Origin of the sequence: Kitasatospora sp. NPDC058063 (assembly GCF_042885395.1) — a bacterium.
Classification (GTDB): Bacteria; Actinomycetota; Actinomycetes; order Streptomycetales; family Streptomycetaceae; genus Kitasatospora; species Kitasatospora lactacystinica.
In genome coordinates, this window is record NZ_JBHVSD010000011.1 from 63,119 (window position 1) to 74,960 (window position 11,842).

The following is an 11,842-nucleotide window of genomic DNA, read 5'->3' on the forward strand; positions in this document are numbered from 1 at the left end:
CTCCGGCCGGGTGCCCAGCCCGTAGGCTGGGGCCGACCGGCCGGAGGGAGCAGGCGGATGGAGCGGCACGAGGTGGCCAACACCGTGTCGGGGGCCACGGTGGGCGGCCACGTGGTGCAGGCCGGGAGCATCGGGGCGCTGCACCTGCACCAGCCGCGGGCGGTGCCGAGGCCGCATCAGATCCGGTCCCCGCACGGCCCGTTCGTCAATCGGGAGCCGGAACTCGCCGCGCTGACCGAGGCCTTGGGCCGGGTCGTGGAGGGCGGACTCGGGGTCGTGGTGTTCACCGGCCTCGGCGGGGTCGGGAAGACCGAGCTGATCGCGAGGTTCACCGAGGAGCACCGGGAGCACTTCCCGGGCGGGGACCTCTACGCCGACCTGAAGGCCTACCGGCACCAGGGCGGGGTGGACCTCCCCGAGCTGCTGGCCGGATTCCTGCGCGCCCTCGGCACCGAGCCCCCGGCCGCGGAGGCCGAGCGGTTCACGGCGTTCCGCACCGCCACCGCCGAGCGCCGGTGCCTGTTCTTCCTGGACAACGTCGAGCACGCCGCGGAGGTCCGTGCGCTGCTCCCGGCCTGTGGGCTGGTGGTGGTCGCGAGCCGGCGGCGGCTGCCGGCGCTGCGGACGGACGGCGCCGTGGTGCGCCGGCTCGGCCCGCTGAGCGCGAGGGCGGGTGCCGAGCTGGTGCGCGGCTGGGTGGGCCCGGGGCGGGGCACCGACGGGGAACTGGCGGAACTGGTCGAGCTGTGCGGCGGGCTGCCCCTCGCGCTGAACGCGGTCGGGAGCCAGCTGCTGGACCGGGACCACCTGCCGGTCGGCCGGGTGGTGGCCGAACTGCACGACCGGGAGGGCAGGTTGGCGATGCTGGAGGACGAGGAGAGCGATCTCGGCGCGACCTACGACCTGGTCTACGAGCGGCTGTCGGCGCCGGGCCGGGCGCTCTACCACCTGATCGGCGTGCACCCCGGCCCCTTCGTCTCCGCCGAACTGGCGCGTGCGGTCGGCGTCGAGCGGGCCGGGCAGGCGATCGGGGAGCTGCGGGGCGTCCACGTGCTGGACGAGGTGGTGGACGGCGACCGCGAGGACCGCTTCCGGGCCCACGACGTGGTGCGGCTGCACGCCTACGGCCGGACCCGGGAACTGGCCGACCGCGGGGAACTCCTCGCCGCCGTCGTGGCGTACTACCGGGGCCGGGCCTCGGTCGCCGACCGTGCGATGGCCGGGAGCAGGCTCCGCCTGCAGGACCCGAGCGGCGACGAGCTGCCCCGCTTCGCCTCCGACACCGCGGCCCTGGAGTGGCTGTACGCGGAACGGGCCAACTTCCGCGCGGTGGTGGAGGAGGCGGCCCGGCAGGGGTGGCACGGCGAGGTGTGGCGGCTGTGCGAGTCGCTCTGGCTGCTGTACCACGACCGGAGGCTCTACCAGGACTGGATCGCCACCCACCGGCTCGGCATCGAGTCGGCCCAGTGGGACAACCAGCCGGCCGCCGTGGTCCGGATGCGCAACCAGCTCGCCCGGGCCCACTTCGACCGCAAGGAATACCGGCTCGCCGCCGAGCAGTTGGCGCTCGCCGCGGAGCAGGTCCCGCTGGTGACCGACCGTCGGGTGGTGGGTGTGCTCCACGAGACGGACGGTCTGCTCTGCCTGGCCGACGGCCGCCCGGGCGACGCGGTGCGGCGGTTCACGCTGGCCCTGGCGGCGAACCGGGGCGACGAGCACGGTGAGATCGTCCAGAGCTACAACCTGGCGCAGGCGCTGATCGCCGACGGCCGCGCGCAGGAGGCGCTGGCCCGGCTGGCCGAGGCCACCGCGCAGGCCGAGCGGACACGGGACGAGGACATGCTGATGAAGCTGCCGCTGGTCCGCGCCCGGGCCCACCGGGCGCTCGGGCAGCCGGAGCTCGCCGCCGCCCACGCGGGCGATTGCGCCCGGCGGGCCGAGGAGCGCGGCCAGTACGCGAAGGAGGCGCAGGCCCACACCCTGCTGCTCGCCCTCGCCGAGGAGCTGGACGACGCGGAGCTCGCGGAGCGCAGCCGGGCGCGGCTGCGGGAGCTGCCGGAGTAGCGCCCTTCTCAGGGGCCGGTGCGGAAGGACACCCGGGTGCGGTGCTCGCCGGTGCGGACGGTGAGGCCGTGCCGGGGGAGGCCGGCCGGGTCGCCGCCGTCGGCGAGCCAGCAGGCCACGGCGGAGCCGAGCAGCAGCGGGTCGACGGCGGGGTCGGGGCAGGTCCAGTCCGGTTCGGCGCGGGCCTCCAGCAGCAGGCCGGTGCGCAGTCGGAGCAGGTGGCGGGCCGGGCCGAGGGCGGCCACCGCGACGGCGAGGCCGGGGAGTTCGGCGGCGGAGTCGGCGAGCCAGCGGGCGGCGGGGAGTTCGGCGTGCACCTCGGTGCGGGCCAGGACCTCGGCGGTGTAGCGCAGGGCGTCGCCCGGGTGCTCGTCGGTGAGGGCGTGGAAGCCGCGCGGAGCGTGGTCGTGCGGGTCGAAGGGGTAGCGCCGCAGGCCGACCTCGGTGCCCTCGCTCCGGCCCTCGACGTCGTACGCGGTGGGCCGGTCGACGGTGCCGGGGCACGGGGCCGGCCTGGGGTAGGGCGGCAGGGCCGGTTCGTCCCCGGGCTCGTCCAGCCCGGCCAGGAAGGAGTGCAGCAGCGGGCGCAGCAGCCGGGCGGATTCGCCGCGGTGGGCGAGCGAGCGGTCGGTGATCGCGCTCAGGTCGGCCGGGTCCCGGGCGAGGGCCTGTTCGACCTGGGCGGCGAGGTCCCCGTCCGGGTCGAGGACGGGCGCTGCCTGGCCGAAGGCGTAGCCGGGGGAGCGGGGGTCGAGTTCGGCGGCGCCGGTGGCGACGAGCAGGGTGCGGTGGTTCAGGGCGGCGCCGTAGACGGTGACCGAGCCGTGGTCGCCGATCACGCAGTCGGCGGCGACGAGCGCGGCCTGCCAGCCCTGGTGGGGCGGGATCAGGCGCAGGCCCATCCGGCGGGCGTCGTCGAGCAGCGCCTCGGGGTCGTGGCGGCTCCACACGTTGGGGTGCAGGACGACGGCCACCGTGTACTCGTCGGCGGGGAGCCGGCGGACCAGCCGCCGGGGGAGGTCCGGGCGGCGGCCGAACAAGGAGTGCTCGCTCCAGGTGGAGCTGACGACGACGAGCCGTCGGCCGCCGGTGGCACCGAGCGCGGCGCGGTAGCCGTCGCGGGAGCGCCGGCTGCCGAGCATCCGGTCGAAGCAGGGGTCGCCGACCACCCGGGCGACGTCCAGCGCCTCGGGGCAGGAGACCCGCAGCCGGTCCAGCTGCTCGGGGTGGGAGAGGCCGAGGACGTCCACGAATACCCGTCCGCGGTGGGTGAGTTCGTTGCGGGAAAGGCCCGCGGCGGTGACCGTGTCGCCGGTGGACTCGGTGACCAGCCGGTTGTAGCCGACGCCGTGCGGGAGGACGACGAGGCGGGCGTCCAGCCGGTGCATGGAGGAGTGGACGGCGCAGGCGACGGCCAGGTCGAAGCGGCGGCTGACGGCGTCCTCCCAGTCCAGCACGGTGAAGCCGGGCAGGCCGTGCAGGTACTCGTCCAGGGCGCGGTCGGCGAAGGCGGAGCCGGGGTTGACGGTGAAGTACCGCTCGATGCCGTCCGGGTTCAGCAGGGTCAGGACGTCCAGGACCCGGGTGGCCGAGGTGAGGGTGCGGGCGACCGCCAGCACGCGGGCCCTGACCGGTCGGGTGTTCCACCGGTCGGCGGGCCAGGCGTGGGGGCGGGACGGCACGTCATGATCGTACTCATCCGCTCCGGCCGCGGCGCGGTTCCGGGGCCGGGCCGGTGGGTCAGCCCGTGGCCGCGGTGGGCTCGTGGTGTTCGCCGGCGGCGCACTCGTCGAGGAGGGGGCGCATGGCCTCGTCCACGAGCTGGTAGCGCACCACGCGTCCGTCCCGGTCGCCGGTGACCACGCCGGCCGTGCGGAGCAGCCGCAGGGCCTGGGAGACGGCGGGGTCGCGCATGCCGGTGGCGACCGCGAGGTCGGTGACGGCGAGCGGCCCGGCCCGGTGGAGGGCGAGCAGCAGGGCGAGCCGGCCGGGGTCGGCGAGCAGGGAGAACCGCTCGGCCCAGGACCGGACGTGGGCCGGGTCGCCGATCGCGGCGATGGCCTCGCAGACCCGGTGCCCGTCGATGGTGCGGTGGCCCGCGCGGTCGGCCGGTACGAGATGCATGCGGACATTCTCGCAGGCGGCGGTCTGTGATCCTGGACACCTGCGCAGGTGCGCAACCTTGCACGGGTCGGGGCGTGGCCCCTACGGTGTTCCCCGCCGTGGTGCTCGGGAAGACCGGTGACGGACCCTCAGGGGTCCCAGCCCGGAGCGGCCCTCGCCACTGTGATCGGGTCGTTCCTCCGTCCGCGGAGGAACGTCGTCCGTACCCATGGAGCCACTGGGCGCCTCGCGCGCTTGGGAAGGCGGGTACGGGCGTCCCGTCAGCCAGGAGACCGGCCACGGCATCTCACGAGGTTTTCCACGAGGTGCTGGAGCGTGATCCGCAGATGACCCTGCCCGAAACCGTTGCCGCCGGGGCCGAACCGGCCCCCTCCGCGCTGCCCAGCTTCCAGTGGCGGCGCGAGGACACCGTCCGTACCGCCGGGCTGATGGCGGTGATCGTGGCCATGCACGTGGTGGCCTTCGGCACGCTGATCTTCCTGGTCGCACCCGAGAAGTACGCGGTCGGTACCCAGGTCTTCGGGGTGGGCCTGGGTATCACCGCGTACACCCTCGGGATGCGGCACGCCTTCGACGCCGACCACATCGCGGTGATCGACAACACCACCCGCAAGCTGATGGCGGACGGCAAGCGCCCGGTCTCGGTGGGCTTCTGGTTCGCCCTCGGGCACTCCTCGATGGTGGTGGTGATGGCCGCCCTGGTGGCGGGCGGCGCGCAGCTGGCGAACACCCTGATGGACGACGAGTCGACCACCCACAAGTGGCTCGGCGTGATCGGGACGACCACCTCCGGCGTGTTCCTCTACCTGATCGGCGCGCTCAACCTGGCGGCGCTGCTCGGCATCCTCAGGGTGTTCCGCTCGATGCGGGCCGGAAAGTTCGACGAGAAGGAGCTGGAGGCGCACCTCGACTCGCGCGGCTTCATGGCCCGGGTGCTGAACCGGGCGACCCGTTCGATCACCCGGCCCGGGCAGATGTTCCCGGTGGGCATGGTGCTGGGGCTGGGCTTCGACACCGCGACCGAGGTCACCCTGATGGTGATGGCCGGCTCGGGCGCCGCCTCCGGGCTGCCCTGGTACGCGATCGTCTGCCTGCCGCTGCTGTTCGCGGCCGGGATGAGCCTGTTCGACACCCTGGACGGGACGTTCATGAACTTCGCGTACCAGTGGGCCTTCGCCAACCCGGTGCGGAAGGTGTACTACAACCTGACCATCACCGGTCTGTCGATCGCGGTGGCCTTCGTCATCGGCACCATCGAGCTGGTCGGGGTGCTGCACGAGAAGCTCGATCTGACCGACCCGGTCACCGGCTTCATCGCCGACATCTCGCTGGACAACGTCGGCTACGCCATCGCCGGGCTGTTCGTGGTCGTCTGGGCGATCGCGATCGGGTACTGGAAGCTCGCCGGGGTCGAGAAGCGCTGGACACCCGAGGGCTCCTGAGCCGCCCGGCCGCGAGCAGCGGCCTGCCCGCGCACGCCGGAACGGCGCCTCCCCGCGGTGGGGAGGCGCCGTTCGCGTTCCGGGGGCCGGGTGCGCCCCGGGTCGGCGCTCCTCGCGGAAGTCGACGTGCCGGCCGGCGACCGGGTCGCACTCGCACAGGACCGGCAGTGACAGATTCGTGACGGAGCGTAGCGGTCGGTCGGGTCCGAGGGGCCGCCGGGGGGTGCGGGGCCCCTCGGCGGCACGCTGCGTGGGCGGCGGGCGGCGGGCGGCGGGGCGTGGGTCCGAGGGGACGGTGCCGCGGTCGCGCAGGGGGGCGTGCAAGGGGTATTGGGGGTTCTGCCGGGGGTGCTCGGCGGGCGCTTCGGGCCGGGGGTTCGTAGGCTCGACGCATGGCGGATGCGTACGCGGGGCGGCGGGAGCGGGTGAGGGAGCACTGCAGTGCGGCCGGGGCCGATGCGGCGCTGATCACCCGCGCGGCGAACGTGCGGTACCTGACGGGCTGCGCGCCCTGCGGGGCGAGCCTGCTGCTGACCAGGGAGCGGGCGCTGCTCGCGCTGCCGGACGACCTGCCGCCGGACGACACCGGGGAGCACCTGATCGCCCCGGACGTCACCCGGCTCCCGGTGGCGGCCGGGGCGGACTCCGCGCTGGCCGTCGCGGCCGTCGCCGCGCGGTCCGGGGTGTCGGGACTGGCGGTGGAGGAGCACGACCTGACCGTCACCCGGCACCGGGCGGTGGGCGGCCTGAGCGAAGGGGCCCGGCTGGTGGACCTCGGCCAGACGGTCGAGCGGCTGCGGGTGATCAAGGACGAGCACGAGATCGCCGACCTGCGGATCGCCGCCGAGATTGCCGACCAGGCGCTGGGCGAGCTGCTGGAGTCGATCCTGGTCGGCCGCACCGAGCGGCACCTGGCGATGGAGCTGGAGCGCCGGATGATCGACCACGGCGCCGACCGGGCCGCCTTCCCGGTCTCGGTCGGCACCGGCAGCCACTCCGGCCAGGCCGCCCACCAGCCCACCGACCGCCGGGTGGAGGAGGGGGACTTCCTGACCGTGGTGATGGGCGCCCAGTACCGCGGCTACGGCGTCTCCACCGCCCGCACCTTCGTGATCGGCGCGGCCCCCGCGCCCTGGCAGGTGGAGCTGCACCGGCTGGTCTTCCGGGCCCAGCGAGCCGGGCGGGAGGCGCTCGGACCGGGCGTGGAGCAGTGCGTGCCCGACCGGGCCGCCCGGCAGGTCCTGGAGGCGGCCGGCCACACCGAGGCCTCCCCGCACCCGGTGGGCCACGGCGTCGGGCTGGAGATCCGGGAGGCGCCGCGCCTCGGTCCGTCGGACATGGGTAAACTGGACAGCCGCGTGCCGGTCACCGTCGGTCCGGGGGTCCACCTCCCGGGCAGGGGCGGCGTCCGGATCGAGGACACGCTCGTCGTGCGCCCCCTCGAAGAGGGCGGGCCCGAGCTGCTCACCATCACCACCAAGGAGCTCCTCGCCCTGTGACCGCGGCCCCCCGGGGCCGTGGGAGGCAGGACGCAATCCCTTGGTTCCTTGACAGCTATACAGGAGTTAGTGCGCCCGTGGCTTCCACGAACGATCTCAAGAACGGCATGGTCCTCAAGCTGGAGGGCGGCAAGCTCTGGTCCGTCGTCGAGTTCCAGCACGTCAAGCCCGGCAAGGGCCCGGCCTTCGTGCGTACCAAGCTCAAGGAGGTCCTGACCGGCAAGGTCGTCGACAAGACCTTCAACGCGGGCACCAAGGTCGAGACCGCCAACGTCGACAAGCGCGGCATGCAGTTCTCGTACAAGGACGGCGAGAACTTCGTGTTCATGGACATGGACACCTACGACCAGCTGACCATCGAGCCGTCGGTCGTCGGCGACGCCGCCAAGTACCTGCTGGAGGGCTTCGAGGCCCTCGTCGCGCAGAACGAGGGCTCGGTCCTCTACATCGAGCTCCCGGCCGCGGTCGAGCTGACCATCGCCGAGACCGAGCCGGGCGTCCAGGGCGACCGCTCCACCGGTGGCACCAAGCCGGCCACCCTGGAGACCGGCGCCGAGATCCAGGTGCCGCTCTTCGTCACCAAGGGTGAGAAGGTCAAGGTCGACACCCGCGACGGCAGCTACCTCGGCCGGGTGAAGTAAGTCCGTGTCGGCCGCACGCAGCAAGGCCCGCACCAGGGCCTTCCAGATCCTCTTCGAGGCCGACCACCGCGGGGTCGACCCGCAGCAGGTCCTCGCCGACTGGGTGGCCCGCGCCCGCGAGCCCAGGCCCGACGAGGGCACCCCGCAGGTCGGTGAGTACACCATGGAGCTCATCGAGGGGTACGTCCAGCACGCTCGTCGCATCGACGACCTGATCGAGCAGTACTCCGTCGGCTGGTCGCTCGACCGGATGCCGATCGTGGACCGCAACGTCCTGCGGCTCGGTGCCTACGAGCTGATCTGGGAGGACGGCGTCCCGGACGCCGTCGTCCTGGACGAGGCCGTCGAGATCGCCAAGGAGTTCTCCACGGACGACTCCCCGGCCTTCGTCAACGGCATGCTCGCCCGCTTCCTGGAGCTGAAGCCGAGCATCCGCCGGTAGACGGGTGGACCTCGCGGACGGCCGTCGGACCCGAACAGGTGTCCGGCGGCCGTTCCGCGTTTCACCCGGTCGGCGTAGGGTGGGGACCTACTTGTCAGTAACTTGACGTCCGGAACCACGCGTGAAGGGCAGGTCCCCCCAGATGACCACCGCGATCCGCAGCGAGTTCGACCAGGGCATCGCCCTGACCAGGCACCCCGAGGAAGCCGGCCGCTACGACGCCGAGCTCGGCGCCGGCTGGCAGATCGGCGGCGGGGTGAACGGCGGACTGCTGCTCGCGGTGGCCGGACACGCGCTGTCGCTGGAGCACGGCACCCACCCGGACCCGGTGTCGATCAGTGGTTACTACCTGTCCGCCTCCACCCCCGGCCCGGCCACCGTCCGCACCGAGGTGCTGCGCACCGGCCGCGGCCTGTCCACCGGCACCGCCTCGCTCAGCCAGGACGGCGTCGAGCGGCTGCGGGTGGTGGCCAGCCACGGCGACCTCGCCACCGCCGACGGCGAGGTGCGCACCAGCGCGCGGCCGCCGCAGCTGCCGCCGCCGGACGAGTGCATCGGCGTCGAGCACGCGCCCAAGGAGCTGATCGCCCAGGCCGCCCTGCTGGAGCGGTTCGACCTGCGGCTGGACCCGGCCACCATCGGCTGGGCGCTCGGGCAGCCCTCCGGCAACGGGCGGATCCAGGGCTGGTTCCGGCTCGCCGACGGCCGCGAGCCCGACCCGCTGCTGCTCCTGCTGGTCGCCGACGCGCTGCCGCCGGTCACCTTCGACCTCGGCATGCCGGGCTGGGCGCCCACCATCGAGCTGACCGTCCACCTGCGCGCCAGGCCCGTGCCCGGCTGGCTGCGGGTCACCCACGCGACCCGCAACCTGGCCGGCGGCTACTTCGAGGAGGACGCGGAGGTCTGGGACGAGTCCGGCCGCCTGGTCGCGCAGTCCCGCCAGCTGGCCCGGGCGCCCCGCCCCTGACCCGGCGGCCCCGCATTACCGGTGGTTACATTCCTGTGACACGCCGTACGTGTGCGGCGCGCGCGGATGGGGAGGAAGACGGTCAGCGGCGAGCGTGCCGCGGACCGTCAACCCCCGAAGCCAGGAGCCACCGATGAGTCAAAAGGGTCGCGCCCGCCGTAACTCCGACTGCACCGCCGGCGGCTCGCGGCCCGCGGTGCGGGCGTCGCACCGGCCACAGCGGGCCGGCGGCGCCGAGCAGGCTTTTGTCATCGGGGTGCTGACCAACGCCGCGGACTTCGCCCGGGCCCGTGCCTGGGGGATCTCCGACGCCCCCGACCACGAGCGCTACCTGGCCGACACCGCCGAGCTGCTGGCCGAGGCGCTGGAGCGGTTCGACACCGTCCGGGCCCGGATGTTCCACCCGCAGGACTTCGAGGAGTTCTGCGTGCTGCACGGGCTGGACCCGGCCGAGCCCGCCGCCCGCGACCGCTACCTGGTCAACCCGGCCCTGCAGACCCAGCTGATGGCCTATCAGGGCGAGGAGCTGGCCGGGGACTTCGTGCCCCGCCTGGTGCGCGCCCGGGAGAACGGGCTGACGCTCTGCCACGCCGACCTGCTGCTCGACGGGGGCCTGTACGGGGGCGCGGGCGCGCCCGACGAGGAGCACGCCGCCTGGGTGCGCGCCGCCTACCAGCGCGGCGGCGAGGTGTTCCGCCGGATGCTGGTCGGCGCGGGGGCCGGCGTGTACGAGCTGCGCCTGCGGGTGGACGCGCCCGGCGGGAAGCTGACCGCCGCGGCCCGGGTCCTTCAGTGGGAGGACGGCGTGGTCCGGATCAACGACGAGGACCTGGAGCTGGTCTGCGCGGTGCTCTGCACCGGGCTGGCCCTGGAGCTGCCGGGCGTCGCGGTGCTGCACGGCTCGCAGGGCTCGGCCGCCTCCTGCGGGGAGTACCTGCAGGCCTCCTGGGCCTGGTCGAGCGGCGGGCAGGAGTGGGCGCCGGCCGAGCGGCCGGTCCGGCTGGACGGCGTGGCGGCGCAGCCCGGCTACAGCCTGGGAACGGTCTGCTGACGGCTCCGCCGCGGGGCCCCGTCCCGGGGCCCCGACACCGCGGCGCGGCCCCCCGGTCAGGGGAGCCGCGCCGTGACGTTTCTGCTTGCGGGTACGACCGGAAATCAGGCCGGGTCGTCCCTGGATCCGCCGGCGGGAGCCGGTGCGGCGAGCCTCAGCTCGCGTCCTCCTCGCGCACCGCGCGGCGCGCGTCGGGGTTCAGCACGCCCCAGGAGATCAGCTGCTCGGTGAGGATCGACGGCGACTGGTCGTAGATGACGGCCAGGGTGCGCAGGTCGTCCTGACGGATCGACAGCACCTTTCCGTTGTAGTCACCGCGCTGGCTCTGGATGGTCGCCGCGTAGCGCTGCAGCGGGCCGGCCTTCTCGGAAGGGACCTGGGTCAGTCTCTCCAGGTCGAGGACCAGGCGCGGCGGCGGCTCGGCCGCGCCGCCGGGCGTACCGCCGGGCAGCAGCTCCTGCACCGGGACGCCGTAGAACTCCGCCAGTTCGGCCAGCCGCTGCACGGTGACCGCACGGTCACCGCGCTCGTACGAGCCGACGACGACTGCCTTCCAGCGCCCCTGGGACTTCTCCTCGACACCGTGCAGGGAGAGACCCTGCTGAGTGCGGATCGCTCGGAGCTTGCCTCCGAGTTGCTTCGCGTAGTCGCTGGACATTGATCTCCCCGGACGAGATTGCTTCGCGTTCAGTGGTGGGTCACGGGCGATTGCCGACGCCGTTACCGGTGGGTCCGACGTCCGTCTCGTAACTCACTGTGAGGTTACGTAGAGTAAGGTAGTTGCGTCAAGCCGAATGGGGCAGTCGTGCGAATGGCCCGCATCGTCGGCGCGTCCGGAGTGTTAACCCCGGGAAGCGGAATGATGGCCGTCTGTTTGCGATCCGGCGCGCTGCTAGGATGGCCCGAAGCCCGCGCCCGGTCGGCGGGGGCAGTCCCAGACATCCTTTAAGACCCGTCCCGTGAGGCGGGGAAGGAGGTCCGCTTCGGCATGACCACACACCATGAACCGACGCCCCGGGCACCGCACCAGGTGCTGGACGGCACGGACATCGCCCGGGTCCTCACCCGGATAGCGCACGAGATCGTCGAGCGCGCCAAGGGCGCGGAGGACGTCGTGCTGCTCGGCATCCACACCAGGGGCGTCCACCTCGCCCGCCGCCTGCACGGCCGGCTGGCCCAGATCACCGGGCGCGAGATCCCGCTGGGCACCCTGGACATCACCATGTACCGGGACGACCTGCGGCTGAAGCCCGCCCGCGCCCTGGAGCACACCGAGATCCCGCCCGGCGGCATCGACGGCAAGCTCGTCATCCTCGTCGACGACGTGCTCTTCTCCGGCCGGACCATCCGCGCCGCGCTCGACGCGCTGAACGACATCGGCCGCCCGCGCGCCGTCCAGCTCGCCGTCCTGGTCGACCGCGGCCACCGCGAGCTGCCGATCCGCGCCGACTACGTCGGCAAGAACCTCCCCACCTCGCTGCGCGAGGCCGTTCAGGTGCGCCTGTCCGACAGCGACGGTGTGGACGCCGTCCTGGTCGGCGACCGCGACTTCGCCGCCCGCAGCTCGCAGGCCCTGGCACCCCAGTCTTCCGAACCGCACCTCCCGGAGTAA

11 protein-coding genes and 1 riboswitch are annotated in these 11,842 nt (G+C 73.6%); of the genes, 8 read left to right on the top strand and 3 right to left on the bottom strand.

The annotated features are described in order from the left end of the window. Positions 1 to 57: 57 nt before the first annotated feature. The gene (locus ACFVUY_RS20525) at positions 58 to 2,064 is read left to right on the top strand and encodes an AAA family ATPase (RefSeq protein ID WP_387731717.1); all 2,007 of its coding nucleotides are present in this window, start codon (positions 58 to 60) and stop codon (positions 2,062 to 2,064) included. An 8-nt stretch (positions 2,065 to 2,072) separates the two neighbouring features. Here ACFVUY_RS20525 and ACFVUY_RS20530 read toward each other — a convergent pair whose 3' ends face one another. After that, positions 2,073 to 3,746: a hypothetical protein gene (locus ACFVUY_RS20530; protein WP_387731720.1), complete on the bottom strand. Its 1,674-nt coding sequence runs from the start codon at positions 3,744 to 3,746 to the stop codon at positions 2,073 to 2,075. Between the two features lie 58 nt (positions 3,747 to 3,804). Then, positions 3,805 to 4,188, bottom strand: a complete 384-nt coding sequence (locus tag ACFVUY_RS20535) for a metalloregulator ArsR/SmtB family transcription factor (RefSeq protein ID WP_359897441.1) — start codon at positions 4,186 to 4,188, stop codon at positions 3,805 to 3,807. 82 nt (positions 4,189 to 4,270) lie between these two features. Continuing rightward, positions 4,271 to 4,484: riboswitch (cobalamin riboswitch) on the top strand. Positions 4,485 to 4,514: 30 nt separating this feature from the next. Between ACFVUY_RS20535 and ACFVUY_RS20540 the strand changes: the two genes are divergently transcribed. From ACFVUY_RS20540 to ACFVUY_RS20565, 6 genes are all read left to right on the top strand, one after another. After that, positions 4,515 to 5,630, top strand: coding sequence for a HoxN/HupN/NixA family nickel/cobalt transporter (locus tag ACFVUY_RS20540; protein ID WP_387691963.1), 1,116 nt, complete (start codon positions 4,515 to 4,517; stop codon positions 5,628 to 5,630). Positions 5,631 to 6,022: 392 nt separating this feature from the next. Further along, complete coding sequence (locus tag ACFVUY_RS20545; RefSeq protein ID WP_387731722.1) at positions 6,023 to 7,129, top strand: M24 family metallopeptidase; 1,107 nt, start codon at positions 6,023 to 6,025, stop codon at positions 7,127 to 7,129. A 77-nt stretch (positions 7,130 to 7,206) separates the two neighbouring features. Next, on the top strand, positions 7,207 to 7,770 hold the full coding sequence (efp, locus tag ACFVUY_RS20550) for an elongation factor P (RefSeq protein WP_359897438.1): 564 nt from the start codon (positions 7,207 to 7,209) through the stop codon (positions 7,768 to 7,770). A 4-nt stretch (positions 7,771 to 7,774) separates the two neighbouring features. Next, positions 7,775 to 8,212, top strand: coding sequence for a transcription antitermination factor NusB (nusB, locus tag ACFVUY_RS20555; protein WP_359897437.1), 438 nt, complete (start codon positions 7,775 to 7,777; stop codon positions 8,210 to 8,212). Between the two features lie 142 nt (positions 8,213 to 8,354). Then, positions 8,355 to 9,179, top strand: a complete 825-nt coding sequence (locus ACFVUY_RS20560) for a thioesterase family protein (RefSeq protein ID WP_387731727.1) — start codon at positions 8,355 to 8,357, stop codon at positions 9,177 to 9,179. A gap of 133 nt (positions 9,180 to 9,312) precedes the next feature. Beyond that, a complete protein-coding gene (locus tag ACFVUY_RS20565) occupies positions 9,313 to 10,230 on the top strand; it encodes a hypothetical protein (protein WP_387691968.1) in 918 nt (305 codons plus the stop codon). A gap of 154 nt (positions 10,231 to 10,384) precedes the next feature. On the opposite strand, the gene ACFVUY_RS20570 is transcribed toward ACFVUY_RS20565, so the two are convergent. Continuing rightward, positions 10,385 to 10,888: a transcriptional regulator gene (locus tag ACFVUY_RS20570; RefSeq protein ID WP_030056198.1), complete on the bottom strand. Its 504-nt coding sequence runs from the start codon at positions 10,886 to 10,888 to the stop codon at positions 10,385 to 10,387. Between the two features lie 330 nt (positions 10,889 to 11,218). Here ACFVUY_RS20570 and pyrR point away from each other — a divergent pair, with 330 nt between their 5' ends. After that, positions 11,219 to 11,842 carry a bifunctional pyr operon transcriptional regulator/uracil phosphoribosyltransferase PyrR gene (gene pyrR / locus ACFVUY_RS20575; protein ID WP_359897432.1) on the top strand — a complete coding sequence of 208 codons (624 nt, stop codon included), beginning with the start codon at positions 11,219 to 11,221 and terminating at the stop codon, positions 11,840 to 11,842.